The sequence below is a fragment of the Treponema sp. OMZ 906 genome, assembly GCF_024181185.1.
Lineage (GTDB): Bacteria > Spirochaetota > Spirochaetia > Treponematales > Treponemataceae > Treponema.
In genome coordinates this window covers 171,945-192,030 of sequence record NZ_CP051196.1, presented here as the reverse complement: position 1 = coordinate 192,030, position 20,086 = coordinate 171,945, and the positions used below count along the sequence as shown (strand labels likewise).

Genomic DNA, 20,086 nt, shown 5'->3' with positions numbered 1-20,086 from the left:
CTTTTCCCTCTTTTATAAAATTTTTTATAGAAGATTCTATTGCAATTTATAACTATTGCTTCTGTGACGTGTCCAAAGTACTTTTTATTGGAACTGATTTTCGTATTTTAATACATGAAATATGTTTTTTCAAGCCTGATTTTATAGCCATTTTGCGTCTCGTGCTCTATATAAGAGCCGGAGGTTAAGCCATGAAACTTAAACGATTGTTATTTCCGTTCTTTGCCTGCATTGCCGTGGGCGTTTTCTTTCTACAATGCACGCGGTGTACTCCCCTTACGGATAGGCAGTTTAATGAGCCTGTTACACTCGTTACGTATAACACGCAGACATTCTTTGACGCCGTAGAGGACGGTACCGAGTTTAAAGAATACAAAGGGAGTAAATCCCGATGGACAGCTCAGAAGTACAAAGCCCGCCTCGAACGGCTTAAAGGCACCATATTTGCAGCAGGAGAAAAGCTGACAGGGAAAAAAGACCGGTTGCCTGATATCGTGGTCTTGCAGGAGGTTGAAAGTAACCGCGTGATTGAGGACTTCTGTAAACAACTACCGAATGGAGAAAATTATCCCTATGCAGTATGCCCGCCGCATTCGGATAAAGGCGCCTTTACTACGGTGATTTTGAGTAAGTATCCTGTTGAACGCTATTTTGTACATCGCTTGCAGACCGAAAAAAAGGTGTCGCTGCGTCCGCTAATTGAGGTGGTATTGAATACGGGGAGCAAAGATAAGCCGCAGTTATTAACCGTTTTTGCCGTGCATTGGAAATCAAAAACCGGTGGTTCCGACAGTGCAGTCGTCCGCGCTCAACAAGAAGCTCAGTTGATAAAAAAAATTCAAGAACACAGAGAAAGAAATCCGGATATCCCCTTTGTCGTATGCGGAGACTTTAATCAGACATTGGAAGAATTTAATCAGCTGTCTGATTTTCCGGTGTGTTGGAACGTATCGAGCTATAGAACAGAGAACGAAGCGGGCGCACAGCCGAACGGCAGCTATTACTTTAAAAATTCGTGGGAGAAAATCGATCATATTTTCTACGAGAGTGGTACGAGCGATTATGAGGTTTCAGAAAACGCTTCGGATACGGGACAGGCTTATATCGAACCGCTGCTGTTTTTTGTATTGTATGAACCGCCGCTGATTGAAGACGGTAAACCGGTCAGATACAATGTACTGACCGGCGAAGGGTATTCAGACCATTTACCGCTCGGCTTCCGCTTCGAAATACACGATTAAAAGAGAGGCACAACCGCCATCCGTGGCGGTAGAAAAACGGCAGGAATCAACCCCATCGCACGAATCAGCTTGCGGATTGTCCGGGTACCGGTTATTTTCGGGTTGTCCGCAAGCAATTCATCCCGCGGTATTGGTATTGATAAAAGCCATCGGCAAGGACTTTACGGTTCCGGTTTTAACCGGTATGCTATATGGAATACCGATCGGCAAGAGGAATACTTCTATGCGCACTAAACAACCTATAGAAGAAATACGGCATTTTATCTATACCCAAACTCTCATAAAAAAATCCCGGCTTGTGGCTCTTATCATGCTACCCGTTACCGTTGCCGTCATTGTATTGCAGTATATTTCCGTTCTTCCGTCAGATAGGCTGATCAGATTATCCAATATTTTATGTGCGGTTATGCTCGGTTATATCGCAATCAAACCCCGCTTCATCATCCTGTATACGTTTCCGTGTTTGATTGCAGGATTGGTCAATATTTATCATGGCGGCAATTTGCTCGGACTTTCTTTATATCTGGCAGGATTACTCATTCTATTAAAAGCGAATTTCTTTAAAACATATATCCGATATAAGATTAGTGTGTTAGGCGGCAGCTTTGCAGCTGTTTTGATTACCCAGTGGTTTCGGCATGGGAGCACCGCTTTTATGCTTTCGTTGCTGCACATTGGGCTTGGTTTTTTTATGGCAGCTGCCCTGTTTGTCCTGTTTGCAGATGATTTAAAACACTATTATACACGAAAAACGCCCATCCACGTATCTTCGCTCCGGTTAACCGATCGGCAGCACCAATGCCTCTGCTTAGCGGCGGAGGGTATTACCTTCAGACAAATCGGCGACAAACTTTGTATTTCGGAATCGGTGATAAAAAAAGAAATGACCGAAATTTACAAAGCGCTGAACGTTGCGAATTATCATGCCTTTCTCATTTTTATACAGCAGCATGAATTAATTCAATAAGGTCATCAAGACAAACACGTCAGACCGTTTTTTAAACAACCCCGAAAAAAGAGAACCGAAAGTTCTTTTTTTAAGAACTCCGGTTCTTTGCAGAATATCGACTTGACGGCAGAGAAAAGCTCCTTTACGCTTGAGTATAGAGAAGCGGAATACGCGTCGGTTCGGTTTTGGGACGGCGAGTGTTTATGTTATGAACAAGAACTTGTTCAAACCGCAGTTTGTAAACTGCACGTACGGATGCAAAGGAGTGATTATGCAAAGAAAAGTATCGTATCTTTTTATTCTGTCAGCTCTGCTTGCAGCAGCGGCTTGCAAAAATTCAGTGGACGGGACATCGCAGCTTTATGAACCGTTGAGCAGGGTAAAGCTGAGCGTTGGAATATTTTAGAAAAGAGAGGTTATAAATGAAAATAAAAGATTTTATACGTGCATTGGTTTTAGTTGTTGTTTTATGTTTTCCCTTTAGTTCATGCATACAAGTAACGGATATGAGTGAACATACGGCAGAGTTTTATGTTCTGAACATGACAGAAAGTCCGTTAACTGTTGAATTTATTTCTGAGAAAACAAAATCTGTCTTTAATAAATGTTCCATTAATGATATTCAGCCAATTGAAGAAAGCAATCCCATTTTGAACAAAAGTTTTCAAGATATTAGTAAACTTTACGCTGAGGGAAAAATCGGTTATGTATCTTCAAAGTTTGTTCCCGGAACCTACTTTCAAGATATTGATAATTTTTCTGAATCTGAGAATATTTATCCAATAGTTTTCAAAGACGGGAAAAAAATTACTATCAAAAATGGAAAAGCAGCATACATGGATTTGCGATATAATTCAAATCCTCGCAGTTTTTTTATGATCATAAAATCGAAATTAAAATTAAGGATTAATGCTGCTGATTATAAGAGTATTTTAAATGGCACCATGTATAATGATGAGTATAAAGATGCATTAACAACAATTTATTTTAACAGTACAGAACCGGAACGGGATGCAGTACTCAGGACATATTCACTAGGCTCAACTCCGAACACATCAATAAAAACCATCAGGCTTTTGGAAACGATTCCTTTACTTGTAGATGATAATTACGGTTATTTTGTTTTCCAGAAATATCAATGGTTGTGGTAAATATTTTGCCGGTTTTGATGAACGAGAGTTCAATAAATTGGGGTGGTGGCTCATTAATTTCATATTAGATAAGCACCCTGGACTAAGCCAATGGGTAAAGCCGGCATTACAAGCAACAACAGCGGCAGCAGAACAAACCACCTTAAATGAGTACTGCGAAATTCGGGATATGATACCGCAAAGCGATTTTATAAAGCAAAATGTTATAGAATCAAAACCGTATTCCTATCAGGTACAAACCGGCACGACCCGGCACTTGGGATGGGAAAGGGTAACAAACCGCTGGGGATGGAAGTATTGGGCGTTGCGTTGGCAGTATAGTCCTGTGTATAGCACATACATTGGATATAAGCATACGTCTAAACTACCTGAAAACATTCCGATAGGCTATATCGCCGGTACAAAAAACAATGTATTGAGTATAGCCGGAAGTACAGAAAAAGGTATACGTACAGTGCTGAACGTAACAGGAGGATTTTTTGCCGCTGCGGAAGGTATTCATATTGTAAAATGCGTGGGGATTGTCGGCTTATTTACGGGAAGTCCCCGCTATGCGGCAGCCTGTGTCAAGGCGCGTGAATATTGCTGGAACTTCGACAGCCGCGTAAATAACCTGCTCGGCTCATCCGAACACGACGGCCTTGTTGCAAAAGAAAGCCAGTATATCCCGAAGAGTGTACACGGGAAAATTGTAGGAGATAAAGATAAAGGTTATACTACCTTTAACTACAATCATGCGGAAATTTTTAATTATAATGGTACGAAGATGCCGCCAAAAGAAGTGCAAGAGGAGATTACGAGTATGATAGAGCAAGGAAAAGGGATTCGGTAAGAACTTTAATAGGAACTGTTGCAGAAGCTGTTGCTGCCGCAACAGTTCAAAGGGAGCACACTTATGAAGAAATACTCACTTTTTATCTTATCAGCCTTATTGCTTACCGCATGTTCTTCCTGCGATTTGCTGTTCAATAGTAATAAACAGAAGGATACGGAAAGAGAACCGTCCTATACTCCTAATTATGCTTGGCAGCTAAAACTGGATGGAATGCAAATTCATTCTCAAGCATACACTGCAGACAACTATTTATACCTTCTTCAGAATATTGAAAGAGAAAAAGAGGATGGAGTACAGCTGATAAAAATAGATATGGAAACCGGCGCTTATGTATGGAAGGCAGATCAAATATTTGATGGACATCAGTGGTACTCGTCAAATATCGTAAAAGCCGATAATAAGCTCTATTTTATGCGCAAAAATGGTATTATTTATTGTTATTCAGATGTTGACGGTACGCGATTAGCTCGGATACAGGTAGGAGCAACAGAAGCGGAGGCAATCCGTAACCGCTGCTTTCTTAAAACAATTGTAACGGACGGAACTGCGCTGTATTGGGGAAGTGCGGGAGAGCCGGGGAGCATTAGCGCGCATCTTTTAAAACTTGATTTAGATGCAATCGATTACACGCAAAACGGGGCAATACAAACCCGTGTGCCGCGCAGTCTATACACCAAAGCTGATTGGCGCCAATGTATTTTTTGGTCAGCTCCGATTATAGATGACAATATGCTTTATTTTAATACCTACAATCGCGACTATCCTGACGGCTACAGTACACTGGTAGCAATTGATCTACAAAGTGAAACGGTAAAATGGGAGAAACAATTATACGGTGTTGCCGGAACAACGCTTAATACGTTACTCGTACGAGATGATATTCTGTATGTTATCAATAGTTCTCTTTTACGCGTAAATAAGCATACCGGAGACATTTTAACCCGCTACGATAGCGAAGAAAACTCTGCGGAACATCCGGCTACAACCCCTTCACCGTCTTTATGCGGCATTTGGTATGATAACGGTAGATTGTACTATACCACTATCTGCTCAAGCGATGCACATTCACAAACAGGTATACCGAAAAAATTTATTTATTCTCTCGTTTGCATCGATGCAAAGACGCTTAAATTCCTGTGGGGTTTCCATCCGGTAAGCGGAACAAGCAGTACCTATCCGGTAGTAAAGGATGGAAAGGCGTATATCGTAACGCATATAGACGGACTGCGGGTATTCGATGCAAAGACAGGGAAGCTATTGGGTGTAGATAAAAGTATTATTGCATGGGGGAACGAGGCAAATGTGCTGTATAAAGATTACTTCATCTTTTTTAACAAGAACTTTAAAACCAACCGCGCAACCCTGTGCGCAATACGGGTGTAGGGGGATTTGCGGCAGCCTGTGCTGCCGCAGTTTTTAAAGGATTGTACTTATGAAGAAATACTTACTTTTTATCTTATCATCCTTATTACTTACCGCATGTTCTTCCTGCGATTTTTTGTTTAATAGCGGGAAACGAAATAGCAAAGAAGAAGAACCGGTCTATATGCCTAACTATGCGTGGAAATTAGAGCTTGATGGAATGCAAATTCACTCTCAAGCATACACTGCAGACAACTATTTATACCTTCTTCAGAATATTGAAAGAGAAAAAGAGGATGGGGTACAGCTGATAAAAATAGATATGGAAACCGGCGCTTATGTATGGAAGGCAGATCAAATATTTGATGGACATCAGTGGTACTCGTCAAATATCGTAAAAGCCGATAATAAGCTCTATTTTATGCGAAAAAATGGTATTATCTATTGTTATTCAGATATTGACGGTACGCGATTAGCGCGGATACAGGTAGGAACGACGGAACAGGAAGCGCTTCACAATAGATGTAAGCTTGAAAAAATTGTAACGGATGGGGCTGCACTATATTGGGGAAGTGCGGGAGAGCCGGGGAGCATTAGCGCACATCTTTTAAAACTTGATTTAGATGCAATAGATTACACGCAAAACGGGGCAATACAAATCCGTGTTCCGCGCAGTCTATATACCAAAGCTGATTGGCGCCAGTGTATTTTTTGGTCAGCGCCGATTATAGATGACAATATGCTTTATTTTAATACCTACAATCGCGACTATCCTGACGGCTACAGTACACTGGTAGCAATTGATTTACAAAGTGAAATGGTAAAATGGGAAAAAAAATTACATGGGCTTCAAGGAGTTGTCCACAATCCATTGCTGATTCAAAAAAATATTATATATATATTGGATACGTCGCTTCTACGAATCGATAAACAAAATGGTGATATATTAAATCGATACGATGAAATTGGGCCGCCTTTTACACAGCCGATGATGATTCCTGCGATATCTTTATGCGGTATTTGGTATGATAACGATAGATTATACTATACAACAGTTGCTTCCACTGAAACACCTTCACAAACAGGAGACTCATGGGAGCTGGTATATTCCCTCGTTTGCATCGATGCAAAGACGCTTAAATTCCTGTGGGGCTTCCATCCGGTAAGCGGTTCCAGCAGTACGTATCCGGTAGTAAAGGATGGAAAGGCATATATCGTAACGCATATAGACGGGCTGCGGGTATCCGATGCAAAGTCAGGGAAGTTGTTGGGCGTGGATAAAAGTATTATCGCATGGGGGGACGAAGCAAATGTACTGTATAAAGATTACTTCATCTTTTTTAACAAGAACTTTAAAACAAACCGCGCAACCCTGTGCGCTATTCGGGTATAGGGGATTTGCGGCAGCCTTTGCTGCCGCAGTGTTTAAAGGAGAAAACTAACATGAAACGCAAAACTTTTCTTTTTGGTAAGCACAGTACCGGAATAAGCATTTTTTCTGCAACGACTATAATATTATTAATTCTGAGCAGTTCTTGCGATCTTCTATTTATGGGTGTAGAAAAGAAATATCCTCGCTATACCCCCTGTTATGCTTGGCAGCTCTGTTTGGAAAAGGTATGGGACACAAGCAATCCATACACTGAAGGGCAGTACCTGTATCTGCTAGAACGTGAAGATATGGAAACAATGTATCTGGTAAAACGCGATATGGAAACGGGAATCGATGAATGGACAGGGAATAAGATATATATCGGTGACGGCAAAAACTCTTCAAACATTGTAAAAATCGGAGATACTCTTTATATTATGCGCTTTGAAAGCGGGCTATTGTATTGTTACTCAGATACGGACGGAAAATTATCGGCGTTAGTACAAATAGGATCGACAAAAGAAGAAATATCCCGTAACCGTAGCCTATCCAATACGATCATGACGGATGGTAGAGCGCTCTATTGGGGTACAAACGACCTGTTAAAACTTGATGTAATGGCAATCGACTATACACAAGGGTACGCTATACAAATCCGTCCTCCCTCTCCGATGCATCTTAATGCTCATTGGAATGGGGGCGAATTAGTATCCGACCAGCTTATCGAAGATAATATTCTGTACCTGCTGACATGCAATCGAGAGTATCCAAACGGTTACGGGGTTGTCGTTGCCATCGATTTGCAAACCGAAACGATTAAATGGGAAAAACAGCTGGATAATATAGAGGGATACTCCGATAGTAAATTGTGCATCAGGGACGATGTATTATATGTGTTAACCAATTCCTTTATACGTATAGATAAAAGAGACGGCTCAATACTTAATCGGTATGACGGAGAAATAGCGCCTCCTTCAATAGGAAATCTTGCTGAGTCAACTGTTTCACTGCATAAAGTTCGATATGATAATGAACGTCTGTATTACATTACCGTGCGGTTTACGCGAGGACGCATAGGATGGCAACGCGACTATTCACTGATGTGCATCGACGCCGTAACATTAAAATTTTTATGGAGTGCGCCGTTAGAATACGGTTCATATCGTACTCCTTTGATCGTTGCGAACGGAAAAATATACATAATAACATACGGCAACGGCCTATTGGTATTCGATGCAAAAACAGGAAAACTTCTGGGCATCGATAAAACGGTTTCAGGTTGGGCTAACGGTATAAACGTCTTGTATAAAAATCACTATATCTTCTTTAATAGGAACCTTGACGACAAATACGCAACTATTTCCGCTATGCGGGTATAAATCCTATACACAAGGAGGATAAAATATGAAAAAAGATGTATTTCTATGCACTATATTCTGTATAGCTCTTACGGCTTATCCGCAAGGGCTGCTTCAAGCAGACGAAAATAAAGCGGTTCAAAGCAATACCGTTGCCCAAGAAACAACGATAGGGGCAGAGACCTTATCGGAAATTTCCCCTGCTAAAATAGCCGAAGTACAGGGGGCAATGGCAGAAATTCGGATTGATGACCTGATTAAGGATGGACTTTTTAAAAACAAAGCGCTCATCAATCAGCAAGCCTTGCTGCTGCCCGAAGGACGGCGGCTTGATATACAAGGACAATACAGACTGGGGTATGTGAAACCGCTCCTATTTAATTGTTTACTCGGCTTTGGTATCGGTAACTTTATCAATAAAGATAGAGTCGGCGGAATAACACATATGGTAATAGACAGCCTTGCAGTCGGTACCATAGTTACTGCCGGCTCTATTTATTTAGGAGGGGGGCTTATGTACGTTCTTTTATTACCGGCTCTACTATTAGGACAAGACGACAAACAAGTAGCGGACACATTCTCATCAATTGATAAGACAATGAAAATCTCCAAAATAATCGTTCAAACAGGATTCGGCGTCTTTCTGGCAAACAAACTTGCTTCCATTATCAGCGTAAGTGTGCATACAGCAAAATACAATAGAACGCTTAAAGAAGCACTGAGTCCGGCAAAAGCAGAAGTGTCTATTCATACCGTACCTATCATCGCCCCCAACCAATTCGGCTTAGCGTTGAGTATCAATTATTGAGGAGGTTCCCATGTATATAAAATCTAGAGGTTCGTCTTGGCTTTTATTGCTATGTGCCCTATTGCCCATAAACAGCGGTTGTAAAAATCTCCATACGGCGGAAACTACCAACAGAAACGCAAAACTTTCTGTAAGAGCGATCATTCAATCCGAAAAAAACGAAGAAAGTCTGATAAAAGTTTTTGTAGAAAACAAGGATGGGAATGCCGTAACAGCTGCTTCGGTTATCTGTATCGACAAAAACAATCGTGCGTACTTTTTGGAATTCGATGCAGCAAAATATTATTATTGGATACAAGCCGTATTACCGGATAACGGAGATATTAGAATACGAGTACATACCAATGCTGCAACCGATACACTGACGCTCACCGTACCGCATCATAAATTATCTAAAGCTCCACCGATTACCGTGTTTCAAGATGAGTCCGGAAAATCCGTACTGAAAGGAGAGGCCATCTCTTCACAAAAGACAATTCAAATTGCGTGGGAACCTTTGGGCGCAGAATGTGTATATACGGTAGAAATTAAAACAGCACTCAGCAACGTGTATAGCTGCTCGTCAACGGCAGCCCAGCTTACCATTCCTGCGCATACTTTAACTGCGCATAAACAATACCGAATTATTATCACTGCGCAAAGAATCGCAGGAGATCCTCTCTTGGAAAAAGCTTTTTATTATTCAGTATCGTCTCGCCGGACGGAAGGACTACAATTTGAAACCGAATAAAATCTTTTTTATATTTCTATTCGTTTCATTGTTAAGCTGTCAGCACAATAGTATCCAACCTAAAGATTTTACTATTGTGTCTCCCATTGCTGGGAATGTCTACTATGACGATATTCCAGCTACCTGTGCTATCGACAAAAATATTACTTCCGTTTCTTGGAGTTCTTCACTCGATGGGAATCTTGGCACGGGGGCTCAAATATCCTGCCGCCTTTCTGCCGGCACGCATATTATTACTGCCCGTGATGTACACCGGGGCGCCAGTGTTTCCGTATCGATTACCGTAACGGAACGAAATAATATCGAAAAAAACGGAACAAGATTTTTGCTGCCATATCTCCCGTATACCTGTGTTATAAAAAATAATCAATATAAACCGTATATCGTATCCTTGGACGGATCGGCATCGGAGCTAACCTGTATAACAGAGATGTTGCCTAAAGCGCGTTATAGTAATAACGTAGATAACAACATCACTGCGAAAGCAAATGGCCTAAATAACAACGAAGATGAGTTAAAGTTATTTCGTTGTACCGGTTCCGGTGATATGCAAAAACTTCAAGTCGTTTCTCCTCCTCGGATATTCAAACGGAATACTGTTTCTCCTTTACAGGACGAAAATGAAAGAAACTTTCTTATTGTTAATACGGCGTTTCAATCGGGACAACCGCATAACATACTTTTTAAACGCTATTATACCTCAGATACCATAACGGTGTGGCTCCCAAAAGAATATGCAGCCGATACCGCCGCCATTGATGCCTGTATAGCGGAATTTGAAAACACAATTTATATCCGAGTAGCTGAGATTTGGGGAACGGCTGCGGATATTGACCATAATCAGAAATTTACGATTGTCTTTTCTCCTACGATAAATAATGAAAAAAGGGCGCTTGGCTTTTTTAATCCTGCCGATTTTTTTAAACGAAATAACGATACGAGCTCCGAAAATTATAATCCTGCCAGTAACGAAGGTGATATTATTTATGCAGCTATGCCGTCTTCAATACCGAACGATCAGTATTTTTACAAATCGATTGCCGCGACAATCGGACATGAGTTAACCCATGCAGTAACGTTTACGAAAAAGACCTATAACCGGATTAAAGCAGGAGATACTCAAGCAAAACGCGCTGATATATTTCTTGATGAAGGTATCAGTCATCTTTCAGAAAACTTGATTGGGTATGGTATCAGCGGGGGCAATATCAAATTTTTTCATGTCTTTCTTTCCAATACGCTAGGATATTCTTTTTGCAAGAACAGCGCAGCCGGCTTAGATGATTCGGTAGGACAGCGAGGAGCTATGACACTGTTTTTATCATGGTGTTTTTGGCAAAAGGGAGGTATGACGTGGGATAGCCAAAATTCTGTCCATGTTAAAGATGCCGGCGGCATAGCATTTTTGCAAAAACTTATCAGCTCTCCCTATACCGGCTGGGAAGCAATCGGCGAAGCATTCGGTACGCCGACTGATACGCTCTTTTTGCAAATGCTAAGCGATTTGCGGCGAAAATGTCCTGCAACCGGTTTTTTGCCGTACAAACAAGACCCGCTAACCGACGAAGCTGTTGAGTTTTTACCTTGTATGGGAAAGATTAGCGGTGTAGTAGACCGGCACGGTAATGCGCTCATAATCGGTTTGCCGCATCCTCTATTAAACCGCAATGGGACCATCGATCGTTTATTACCGTATAGTTTTGTTTTTTACCGCGCCGAAGATTTTTACTTTGATGAAGTTCCTTTCGGAAATCCGATAAGCTGTACCTTTACTGGAACCGAGATTCTCGGTCGCGTGTTTTTTTGCATAACAAAAAAATGAGGCAGAATCAACACCCCCGACGCTCTAGGTCGGAGATGTTGATCTTATAAGATGGTTGCAGACGATACGGTTTTTATCCACGGCGCAGGGAATGCAGCAGCTTCTGCTTCATTGCAAAGAGCGTCTTTGTAAGCGACACCTTGTAGATGTGCGGGTTGAGCAGGCGGCGGGAAGTCGGATGTAAACATTCAAGCTGCCGGCTTGCCCGCTGATGCAGCTCTTGGAGCGTTTCCTTTTTGCCGGTGTATACGCCATCGGTAATTTTTAGGTGGAGCAATTCCTCCGCCTTTACCGCCTTAAACGAAAAGCTTTGGTAATCGTTCAACGGGTGATAGTAGGTGTTCATTACTTCGGCATCGAGCGTTTCATCATATAAACCGATAATATCAGCTTTAAAAAATCCGTCACTGTCGTAGAGCCGCCACACTTGTTTAATGCCCGGATTGGTAATCTTTGCAGGATTATCCGACAGCTTCATCACCGGCAGCCACGTTCCGTCATCGGATTGACGCGCGGCAAGTTTGTATACACCGGTGAACGAAGATTCTTGCCCGCCGGTTACCATGTGAGTGCCGACACCCCACGAGTCAATCGGCGCTTTGTTCAAAATGAGCGATTCGATAATTTCTTCGGTTAGTTCGTTGGAAATGGAGATTTTGGCTTCGGGTAAACCGGCAGCGTCGAGCCGTTTCCGTACTTCGGTGCTTAAATACTGCATATCCCCTGAATCAAGTCTGACGCCGAAGTTTTTCCCTTGCGCTTGCAGTTTTTTCCCGACTTTTATTGCCGCCTCGATGCCGGAACCGAGCGTGTTGTACGTGTCGATAAGGAATACCGACTTATCGGGATAGATGGCGGCGTATTGTTCAAACGCCTCTTCTTCAGTGGGGAAAGACATCACCCATGCGTGAGCCATGGTACCCATCACCGGTACGCCGTAAAGCTTTCCGCCGAGTGTATTGCTGGTACCGGCCGCCCCGCCGATAATAGCCGCACGGGTAGCGCTCATCGCGCCGTCCGGCCCCTGCGCACGCCGCAAGCCGAATTCCATAATAGAAGACTTCCCCGACGCAAGCCAGATGCGGGCGGTCTTTGTTGCAATCAAACTTTGAAAATTGATAGTATTGAGGATAAGCCCTTCGAGAAGCAATGCTTCGATAATCGGCGCTTCGATACGCAGTACCGGCTCGCTGGGAAATATAAGGCTTCCTTCATCCATTGCCCATACCGAACCTGAAAAGCGGAAATCCTTGAGATAGCTAAGAAAGTCATCATCAAAAAGATGGAGAGTCGCAAGGTAGGCTATATCGGAGTCATCAAAGTGAAAGGCTTGAATCGCTTCGAGCAACGGCTCAAGACCTGCAAGGACCGCGTACCCTCCTCTAAACGGATTGCGCCTAAAAAACATATCAAAGACACACGGCCGATTGTTTTGGCGTTTAAAATAACCTTGAGCCATTGTCAGCTCATAGAGATCCGAAAAAAGTGCACTGGTAATCATCATCACTCCTATAATTGTTTTGCCCGATAGTTTTGAGATCTATTTTCGTACCTCACCTATCCTCCTATAGAGAGAATAAGTGCAATTTCACCAAGAGGGAGATCTACTTTTTCGGCAATAAAGTCGATCGAGAATCCTTGTCGTGCCAGTTCGACAACTTGTTCCCGAGGATTCAAAAGAGGCGAGACTTTTGCCGCAGCTTCGGGGATGCCGATAGGTTTTTTATAAATCATCACGGTATTTTTTTTCGTATCGACTGCCGGTTCAGTATCTTCTTGCTGCAAAGTCCGACGGGAGCCAAGAAAATCTTTTTGCATTCGCCATTTTTCATGCTCCTGCTCGACAAGCGCGATATGTTTGTCCGTGTCGGCAAGGAGCTTCTCTATCTGCTGAATTTTATCTTCAAGTACCGTTACCGCATGATCCGATTCATGTTCAATATCGATAATAAGCCGATTTACTTCTTCCCGAATACGGTCACGGTATGCATTTTGCGAAAAGTTATGTGATGTCTTTCGATAAAAAACAATCATTAAAATAATATTAATACAGAGCAGTATGAGGGCAACAATAAGCATAGGAATTATCCTGAAATATCGATTTTTTTTCCAAGCAAGGGATCTTGAATATAATATGATTTTTCGTCTGTAAGAGGCGTTTCATTTTTTTGCTGTTGAGGAGTATTGTTAAATGCCCCTCCTGAAGAACCGTTTGAACCGTCTTTATTTATCGCCGTTTTTTCAGCTCCTGTAGCCTCGGTTTTCTGTACCGTTTGCTGGCGCCGCGCGGCATCTTCTTTGTTAGCTTGCTGACTGTTTTCGAATTCTGCAGCAAACGTCTGCCGTGCGTCTCCTTGAAGCTTTCCGACCTTATCAAGTTGAGTATAAAGTGTCTGTAGATCAATCGGTTGAATACCCACTGGGCGTCCTCTTTACGTCATCATCATTGGTATAGTCCTCATAAGGGCCATACCGCACGAGACCGTTTTGCAAAAAGAATGTCGTTGCCTTGCAATCAACCCGTACATCTTCGATAATATCTTTAATAACAATCCGAACACCGGTATAAATATTACCTGAAACAGAAACCCGTCCATCCGTTTTTAGCGCAGCAAGATAATCTCGTATCCGTTCTATTTCGTTTCGCAGCTCCTTAATTTCCGTTTCGTTAATATAGCGTAACTCTTTTTTCTTTTTAAGCAATGCTTCTTTCTCTTCGGAGAGCTCTTTGAGAATCTTTTTTTGTCCTTCAAGCGATTTTAAATCAAGCTTTAAGGCTGTGAGCGCTTTCTCGGAAGCAAGCAGATTTTTCTCTAGTATGACAAGTCGCTCCTTGCTGCGTGGATCGAAGCCGACACTGATAACCGTATCAGAACCGCCTGCAGGGCTACCGAGATTTCGAGCATACACCCCCTCGCACGCGGTTACTTGACTACCGATGATATCAGCACGCTTTCCACGGCAAATAACTTTATGATTAGCAATAATTTTTGAATTTAAGATACCGTCCGATACGATAACCATATCTCCCGCTTCTACCAATTCGATATTTTGGATGAATTTAGACCATATCGACTTACCCGCACGGATATGCCCACCTTCTTTCCCGGCAATACCTTGACTGACGACGATATCACCTTCCGCATCCAACGATGCCTTTCCGACAGTACCTTTTACTTCGATGTTACCCGCAGCCTTAATAGAGAAGCCGTCATCAACATTTCCCTTAACAAATACCGTACCAAGGAACACGATATTCCCGGTCTTGATCGACACATTACCTTCGATCGTCATAATCGGCTCGACATTGATCTTGTTTTTTATCAGCAAAACTTGACCTTTCGTTTCGGCAACAACCGTCAGATTATCCTCGGCTAATCGAGTATTTTTTCCCAATGGGATAGCTATATCTTTACCGGATGCAGCGGGTAGGTATTTTCCGGTAACGGTTTTTCCGCTTTTCCCTTCTTCAGCAGGAACCTTTTGGGCAAGCGGTTGCCCTTCAATGACATTTTGAATAAGATTGAGCTCTTTAAAATTAATCTGCCCGCTCTTGTTTTCTTTTAGGCGCAGCTGCGTATTATCGGTTTCAAAATTGAAAAGGATCTTCGCATCGGCGCCTTTTTGCGGCGGTGTTCCTTCTGCGATTAAATAATTTTCACGATATACGGGACTATCTTGGAATTGTTTAACTCTTTTTTCATTAACACCTGAAATGACACGATTATTTGATAAGAAGGTGATAATCATATCTGCCGACACATCGGCGCCGCCGGGCATCGGTGGAGACACAAAAAGATATGCTTTCATCTCGTCATCGCTGATTTCAACGGACATCAGCGCATCGTTACCGGGCACATATTCATAATGTCCTATTCTGACATATTCATCCGCACAGGCTTTAACAATCGGTTTTAAAATTTCATCCGGCGGGACAGCCACATTTCTATCGCGTATTCGTTCCACAACATCGGCAAGCGCTACTTTTCTGCCGTTACCGATGGGCGGCGTAACTTTCAGGAATACACCGTCGGGCGCGCAGAATACATACGCAGCTCCGTCCCTATCCATATTTTCTTCCGGTAATTCTTCCGTACTGAGACCTGCAGCGACCTCCGCATGAACATTAGGTTTACGCACTTTGTGTGCTTCGTAAGCACGAATTTTCCATTCTTTGGGGTTTAAGACAAAAAAACCTGAAGCCCCTTTTTGTAAAATTTCATAGTCGATAAGGGAGCGGCGTAAACCGAGCTCGACGGCAGCATTGTCAATTGCTTCTTCGAGGGTTTGCCCTGTAACTTCAACAAAAAAACGGGAGGAATCCTTTTCGTACTGTTCCTTCATCTGCTCCCGAATTTGTTCAAAATGTATCATAGCAACGCTCCTAACGGATACCCTTACGAATATTGCTCAATTTTGCTTTAAGTTTTAGGTTTGCACTGGTATGAATCTGAGACACCCTCGATTCGGTTACCTCTAATACTTTCCCAATCTCCCGTAATGTCATATCCTCATAATAATACATGATTAATACTTTTTTTTCTCTATCGGGAAGTTCGTTAATTGCATCCACGATAATTCGCTTCATTTCTTCTCGTTCTACAATGACATCGGGATTAAGCGAAGCCGGCGCTTCAATACTGTCTACAACAGGCGTCTGTTCGGAATCATCCGACCCAAACCGTAAATCGGTAAGGGAGATGATACTGGTACCTGAAATTTTTAATAAAACTTGATGGAATTCTTCGACACTCATGCCAAGTGCTTCGGCAATTTCCGAATCGGTCGCACCGTGCCCTAACCGAGCTTCCAAATCCGCTATTACTTCCTCAATTTCACGGGATTGCTGACGTACCGAACGAGGAACCCAATCAATTGAGCGTAATTCATCAAAAATAGCGCCGCGGATCCGCGTCACTGCATAAGTATTAAATTTCACATTCTTTTCGGGATCATATTTATCGATAGCATCCAGCAGACCAAATACGCCGTACCCGACTAAATCATCAAACTCAACATTATTCGGCATACCAACGGCAACCTTACCGGCAACGTATTTTACAAGAGGTGCGTATTTTATAATAAAAAACTCACGAAGCTGTGGGTCTTGTGTATGTTTATACTCAAGCCAAAGCTCATCTTCCGGTCTCGTGTCTAAACTGATATTTCCCATACTATATCAACATCCACCCTCTAATCCTCAGTTGCTAAAACGGTTCTAATTGCCTGAGCCATTACTTTACTATCAGTACCACCGGTCTGAATACCGGTCATAGAAAAGCCGCTACTATCCGGTTGTACACTATCATCGATATTTTCATCAAAATCATCATCTATAAATGAGCCCATATTAGGTAAATCCGATAAGCCACCATCGCCTTCAGAGCTATCGCTAAAAGAAAGAGGGGAAGAATCGGAATCTACAGGCGTTTCATATATAGTATCGTTATCTGAAGAGCCCGTAGCAGAATCATCAGAAAACGCCTCCGAGCTTTGAGACTCTGCCTGCGCTCCCGCTGTGGCGCTCGGTGTTGCAGAAGTTCCCATATTACCTCCTGCTGTTGCAGGAGCTACTGCCGTCAAGTCGTCATCAAGGGTAATATTAATATTTGATCCGGAAGAGCTATCTGCCGTTTCAGCGATATCCGATAAAACAGGAGGTGCAAAAAGGTCGGGGATAAATCGCTTTAAAAGAATCCGTGCACAGAACACAAAGCTTCCGGCTCCTACACCGGCAATAAGCCCTCTTCCCAAAATATGTAAGAATCGAACCCCACTTATCAGTCCGATAAGCATAGATAAAACACATGTTGTACCGGCAATGATTAAGGGAGCTTTTAGCTTCAACACGGACAAACCTCCACTTCAATAGCTTATGCGAATTTCTATCTCTCGTCAAGGCATTGCCTAGACTTGCTTGTTAATCTTCAGATATCGGCTTAAACACATTTTTACTTCCTTGCAAAAGTCGATACATATCGAGTAATTCGCTGCGGATACCGGAAAGCTCCGTAATCCGGCTGCTCCCACCCTTGTCGGAAAGATCGGAGAGGAGCTGCCGGCCTGCACCTTCAAGCGTAAACTTTCGCACCTCAATCAGATACTTCATACGGAAGATTAAATCGAGGTGATGATCGGTATACAGCCGCCTGCCCTGCTCATCCTTTTGCGGACGCAAAAAGGGCTGCGTTTGTTCCCAGTAGCGGAGAACATGCGCCTTGATACCGGTTATCTTTTCAACTTCGCCGATGGAAAAGCCTGTCACGGTTTTACCCGGTCTTCCCATTTTACCCGACTACCCTTTACCCGTACTAAAAAGGGGATTGAGCTAAAGCCGAGGTCTTTCCGTATCCGGTTGGTGATGTACCGGAGATAGGATTCCGAGACAAGGTCGGGTTTATTTGCAAAGATCAAAAACTCAACCGGCCGTGCGGAGGTTTGCACCATATACTTGATCGTAAACGAATTGCGCTGCCCGTGCGGAGGAGGCACCGCCTCAAGCCAGTCCTTGAGCGCGAGGTTGAGCGCGGATGTTTCTACCTTTTTTGTCAGTTGCTCGAACAGCTCAAGTGCGGTGTTGAGCAAGTCGGGGATGCCGCTCCCTTTCTGTGCGGAAACAGGGACAATCGGCGCATATTCCATCTTGCCGAACATAATCTTGATATGCTGCTCCGCATCGCGGAATTTTTTTTCGCCTTTCACCAAATCCCATTTATTCAACACAAAGATAACGCCCAGCCCCCGCTTGGTCGCCTGCACGATGATCTTTTTATCCTGTTCGGTGAGCCCTTCCTCCGCATCGATCAGGTGAAAGACAATGTCGGCATGTTCCAAGCTCTTCATCGCGCGGACAACCGAGTAATACTCAATATCCTCTTTTACTTTTGCCTTGCGCCTAATCCCGGCAGTGTCCTGAATGATAAACTGTCTGTCTTTATAGAAAAACTCTCCTTCCACCACATCGCGCGTTGTACCGGCAATCTCCGACACAATCGATGCGGAAGTCTTAGTTAGGTAGTTGCTGAGTGTGGACTTGCCGGTGTTGGGCTTGCCAATAAGTGCAATGCGGATTGCAGTATCGGCGGGCGCTTCGCATACACGCGAAAAGTCCAAGCCCTTGGTTATCTCTTCGGCAAGCGGCGTAATATTGTCCCCGTGTTCGGCACTGATACATAAGAGTGTCGGAAAGCCGAAGCTGAGGTAGTTATAGGCTTCCGCTTCGCCGCGCCCACCTTCGGTTTTATTCACCGCAGTGATGAGCTTACCCCAATAGGGACGCAGAAAGCGGATAAACTCTTCGTCTTCCGCAGTGGGTGCAGAGGCCTCTAATAATAGAAGAATTTTATCGGCACGGCGGAGCGCTTCCTGCGTTTTTTCTATAACCAGCTCATCCATCTGGTCTTCTTTTTCGTCGCCGCTGCGGGTCAGCTTAAAACCGCCCGTGTCCATCAGCCGTACCGGTTTCCCGTTGATAATTGCCTGTGCCTCGATGGGGTCGCGGGTTACGCCGGGCGTCGGATCGGTAATGGCGCGGCGCTTCCGCAAAAAGCGATTGAACAGGGTAGATTTCCCGACATTCGGACGCCCTGCTATCACCACAAGCGGCGTGTTCTCATATTTTTTGCGGTAGTCGAATTCCGCACCCGCAGCTTCTATGTTCGCATCCGTATCACTATACACGGCCGTATCTGTACCGAATGCCTCATCGTCTCTGGCGACATCTATCCTGTGATTTTTGCTCATTATATTTCCTTACACACTTACCGGATTGCAATTATAGAAAATTACCGCAGCTCTCTCAAGCACCCATCAGGATGTTCGAGGTTGTCCAAAACTTGCTTTCAAAAATTGACCTCCTTGCTGATACCTACTGTCAAAAATATTGACAAATTGAATCAATATAGTACAATATCCTACGTTGAGGAGGTGATAGTATGGCGTTTTCAATACGGTTGACAGAAGCAGAAAGAGCTATTGCGAATAGCTATGCAAAACTGCATTCGGTATCATTGGGAGAAGCTTTTAAGAATGCATTGTTTGAAAAAATTGAAGATGAATATGATATTACTGTTGCTGCGGAGGCATATCAAGAATATGTGAGTACCGGGAAAAAAAGCCGTCCATTTTCTGAACTCAAGAAAGAGTTAGGTTTGTAATGTACAGGGTTGAAACGACTGCTCGATTTGATAAAGAATTTAAAAAACTGGATAAATATACGCAACGCATGATAGCTGCATGGATTGATAAGAACCTTGAAGGCTCGGAAAATCCGCGCGTACATGGCAAAGGACTCACAGCAAATAGAAGCGGACAGTGGCGATACAGAATAGGAGATTATCGGCTGATATGTGCGATACAAGACAATGAACTTGTTATTCTTGCTCTAACTGTCGGCCATAGAAGGACGGTTTACGATCAGTAGTCTCTTGTAAATACGCTGCACCCTCACGGTTCTACC

At 43.2% G+C, this 20,086-nt stretch carries 21 protein-coding genes; 13 read left to right on the top strand and 8 right to left on the bottom strand.

Annotation, left to right across the window (positions count from 1 at the left end; genetic code table 11):
- Positions 1-191 precede the first annotated feature (191 nt).
- From E4N69_RS00830 to E4N69_RS00785, 11 genes are all read left to right on the top strand, one after another.
- Positions 192-1,241 carry an endonuclease/exonuclease/phosphatase family protein gene (locus E4N69_RS00830; protein ID WP_253824176.1) on the top strand — a complete coding sequence of 350 codons (1,050 nt, stop codon included), beginning with the start codon at positions 192-194 and terminating at the stop codon, positions 1,239-1,241.
- A 22-nt stretch (positions 1,242-1,263) separates the two neighbouring features.
- Positions 1,264-2,208 carry a helix-turn-helix transcriptional regulator gene (locus tag E4N69_RS00825; RefSeq protein WP_253824175.1) on the top strand — a complete coding sequence of 315 codons (945 nt, stop codon included), beginning with the start codon at positions 1,264-1,266 and terminating at the stop codon, positions 2,206-2,208.
- 253 nt (positions 2,209-2,461) lie between these two features.
- On the top strand, positions 2,462-2,596 hold the full coding sequence (locus E4N69_RS12660) for a hypothetical protein (RefSeq protein ID WP_256478594.1): 135 nt from the start codon (positions 2,462-2,464) through the stop codon (positions 2,594-2,596).
- A 16-nt stretch (positions 2,597-2,612) separates the two neighbouring features.
- On the top strand, positions 2,613-3,341 hold the full coding sequence (locus E4N69_RS00820) for a hypothetical protein (protein WP_253714835.1): 729 nt from the start codon (positions 2,613-2,615) through the stop codon (positions 3,339-3,341).
- On the top strand, positions 3,292-4,173 hold the full coding sequence (locus E4N69_RS00815; RefSeq protein WP_253824174.1) for a hypothetical protein: 882 nt from the start codon (positions 3,292-3,294) through the stop codon (positions 4,171-4,173). Before E4N69_RS00820 ends, E4N69_RS00815 begins: the two co-directional genes overlap by 50 nt.
- Positions 4,174-4,236: 63 nt before the next feature.
- On the top strand, positions 4,237-5,559 hold the full coding sequence (locus E4N69_RS00810) for a PQQ-binding-like beta-propeller repeat protein (RefSeq protein WP_253824173.1): 1,323 nt from the start codon (positions 4,237-4,239) through the stop codon (positions 5,557-5,559).
- A 49-nt stretch (positions 5,560-5,608) separates the two neighbouring features.
- Positions 5,609-6,931: an outer membrane protein assembly factor BamB family protein gene (locus tag E4N69_RS00805; protein ID WP_253824172.1), complete on the top strand. Its 1,323-nt coding sequence runs from the start codon at positions 5,609-5,611 to the stop codon at positions 6,929-6,931.
- A gap of 50 nt (positions 6,932-6,981) precedes the next feature.
- On the top strand, positions 6,982-8,289 hold the full coding sequence (locus tag E4N69_RS00800) for a PQQ-binding-like beta-propeller repeat protein (RefSeq protein WP_253824171.1): 1,308 nt from the start codon (positions 6,982-6,984) through the stop codon (positions 8,287-8,289).
- 25 nt (positions 8,290-8,314) lie between these two features.
- Positions 8,315-9,076 carry a hypothetical protein gene (locus tag E4N69_RS00795; protein ID WP_253824170.1) on the top strand — a complete coding sequence of 254 codons (762 nt, stop codon included), beginning with the start codon at positions 8,315-8,317 and terminating at the stop codon, positions 9,074-9,076.
- A 10-nt stretch (positions 9,077-9,086) separates the two neighbouring features.
- Positions 9,087-9,806, top strand: a complete 720-nt coding sequence (locus tag E4N69_RS00790) for a hypothetical protein (RefSeq protein WP_253714830.1) — start codon at positions 9,087-9,089, stop codon at positions 9,804-9,806.
- A gap of 76 nt (positions 9,807-9,882) precedes the next feature.
- Positions 9,883-11,628 carry a hypothetical protein gene (locus E4N69_RS00785; protein WP_253824169.1) on the top strand — a complete coding sequence of 582 codons (1,746 nt, stop codon included), beginning with the start codon at positions 9,883-9,885 and terminating at the stop codon, positions 11,626-11,628.
- Between the two features lie 73 nt (positions 11,629-11,701).
- Here the strand turns inward: E4N69_RS00785 and E4N69_RS00780 are convergent, their stop codons facing one another.
- The 8 genes from E4N69_RS00780 to der form a co-directional block, all read right to left on the bottom strand.
- Positions 11,702-13,129, bottom strand: a complete 1,428-nt coding sequence (locus E4N69_RS00780) for a nicotinate phosphoribosyltransferase (protein WP_253824912.1) — start codon at positions 13,127-13,129, stop codon at positions 11,702-11,704.
- A 56-nt stretch (positions 13,130-13,185) separates the two neighbouring features.
- Positions 13,186-13,707: a hypothetical protein gene (locus E4N69_RS00775; protein WP_253824168.1), complete on the bottom strand. Its 522-nt coding sequence runs from the start codon at positions 13,705-13,707 to the stop codon at positions 13,186-13,188.
- Positions 13,708-13,712: 5 nt separating this feature from the next.
- Positions 13,713-14,048 (bottom strand): hypothetical protein, encoded by a 336-nt coding sequence (locus E4N69_RS00770; RefSeq protein ID WP_044015000.1) that lies wholly within the window; start codon positions 14,046-14,048, stop codon positions 13,713-13,715.
- Entirely contained in the window at positions 14,029-16,002 is a 1,974-nt protein-coding gene (locus E4N69_RS00765; protein WP_253824167.1) for a FapA family protein, read from the bottom strand. Before E4N69_RS00765 ends, E4N69_RS00770 begins: the two co-directional genes overlap by 20 nt.
- Positions 16,003-16,012: 10 nt before the next feature.
- Complete coding sequence (gene whiG / locus E4N69_RS00760) at positions 16,013-16,801, bottom strand: RNA polymerase sigma factor WhiG (protein WP_162662030.1); 789 nt, start codon at positions 16,799-16,801, stop codon at positions 16,013-16,015.
- Between the two features lie 20 nt (positions 16,802-16,821).
- On the bottom strand, positions 16,822-17,478 hold the full coding sequence (locus tag E4N69_RS00755; protein ID WP_253824166.1) for a hypothetical protein: 657 nt from the start codon (positions 17,476-17,478) through the stop codon (positions 16,822-16,824).
- A gap of 70 nt (positions 17,479-17,548) precedes the next feature.
- The gene (locus E4N69_RS00750) at positions 17,549-17,914 is read right to left on the bottom strand and encodes a MerR family transcriptional regulator (protein WP_230977822.1); all 366 of its coding nucleotides are present in this window, start codon (positions 17,912-17,914) and stop codon (positions 17,549-17,551) included.
- The gene (gene der, locus E4N69_RS00745) at positions 17,890-19,371 is read right to left on the bottom strand and encodes a ribosome biogenesis GTPase Der (RefSeq protein WP_253824165.1); all 1,482 of its coding nucleotides are present in this window, start codon (positions 19,369-19,371) and stop codon (positions 17,890-17,892) included. Before der ends, E4N69_RS00750 begins: the two co-directional genes overlap by 25 nt.
- Positions 19,372-19,562: 191 nt before the next feature.
- On the opposite strand from der, the gene relB reads away from it, so the two are divergent.
- Together relB and E4N69_RS00735 are read left to right on the top strand one after the other, a co-directional pair.
- On the top strand, positions 19,563-19,784 hold the full coding sequence (gene relB / locus E4N69_RS00740; RefSeq protein WP_162662027.1) for a type II toxin-antitoxin system RelB family antitoxin: 222 nt from the start codon (positions 19,563-19,565) through the stop codon (positions 19,782-19,784).
- Entirely contained in the window at positions 19,784-20,050 is a 267-nt protein-coding gene (locus E4N69_RS00735) for a type II toxin-antitoxin system RelE family toxin (RefSeq protein ID WP_162662026.1), read from the top strand. Before relB ends, E4N69_RS00735 begins: the two co-directional genes overlap by 1 nt.
- The last annotated feature ends 36 nt before the right edge of the window (positions 20,051-20,086 follow it).

Bases quoted from the DNA above. Each gene is read 5' to 3' on its own strand.
- E4N69_RS00830 (WP_253824176.1), top strand. From the start codon at position 192: ATGAAACTTAAACGATTGTTATTTCCGTTCTTTGCCTGCATTGCCGTG.
- E4N69_RS12660 (WP_256478594.1), top strand. From the start codon at position 2,462: ATGCAAAGAAAAGTATCGTATCTTTTTATTCTGTCAGCTCTGCTTGCA.
- E4N69_RS00820 (WP_253714835.1), top strand. From the start codon at position 2,613: ATGAAAATAAAAGATTTTATACGTGCATTGGTTTTAGTTGTTGTTTTA.
- E4N69_RS00815 (WP_253824174.1), top strand. From the start codon at position 3,292: ATGATAATTACGGTTATTTTGTTTTCCAGAAATATCAATGGTTGTGGT.
- E4N69_RS00810 (WP_253824173.1), top strand. From the start codon at position 4,237: ATGAAGAAATACTCACTTTTTATCTTATCAGCCTTATTGCTTACCGCA.
- E4N69_RS00805 (WP_253824172.1), top strand. From the start codon at position 5,609: ATGAAGAAATACTTACTTTTTATCTTATCATCCTTATTACTTACCGCA.
- E4N69_RS00800 (WP_253824171.1), top strand. From the start codon at position 6,982: ATGAAACGCAAAACTTTTCTTTTTGGTAAGCACAGTACCGGAATAAGC.
- E4N69_RS00795 (WP_253824170.1), top strand. From the start codon at position 8,315: ATGAAAAAAGATGTATTTCTATGCACTATATTCTGTATAGCTCTTACG.
- E4N69_RS00790 (WP_253714830.1), top strand. From the start codon at position 9,087: ATGTATATAAAATCTAGAGGTTCGTCTTGGCTTTTATTGCTATGTGCC.
- E4N69_RS00780 (WP_253824912.1), bottom strand. From the start codon at position 13,129: ATGATTACCAGTGCACTTTTTTCGGATCTCTATGAGCTGACAATGGCT.
- E4N69_RS00775 (WP_253824168.1), bottom strand. From the start codon at position 13,707: ATGCTTATTGTTGCCCTCATACTGCTCTGTATTAATATTATTTTAATG.
- E4N69_RS00765 (WP_253824167.1), bottom strand. From the start codon at position 16,002: ATGATACATTTTGAACAAATTCGGGAGCAGATGAAGGAACAGTACGAA.
- whiG (WP_162662030.1), bottom strand. From the start codon at position 16,801: ATGGGAAATATCAGTTTAGACACGAGACCGGAAGATGAGCTTTGGCTT.
- E4N69_RS00750 (WP_230977822.1), bottom strand. From the start codon at position 17,914: ATGGGAAGACCGGGTAAAACCGTGACAGGCTTTTCCATCGGCGAAGTT.
- der (WP_253824165.1), bottom strand. From the start codon at position 19,371: ATGAGCAAAAATCACAGGATAGATGTCGCCAGAGACGATGAGGCATTC.
- relB (WP_162662027.1), top strand. From the start codon at position 19,563: ATGGCGTTTTCAATACGGTTGACAGAAGCAGAAAGAGCTATTGCGAAT.
- E4N69_RS00735 (WP_162662026.1), top strand. From the start codon at position 19,784: ATGTACAGGGTTGAAACGACTGCTCGATTTGATAAAGAATTTAAAAAA.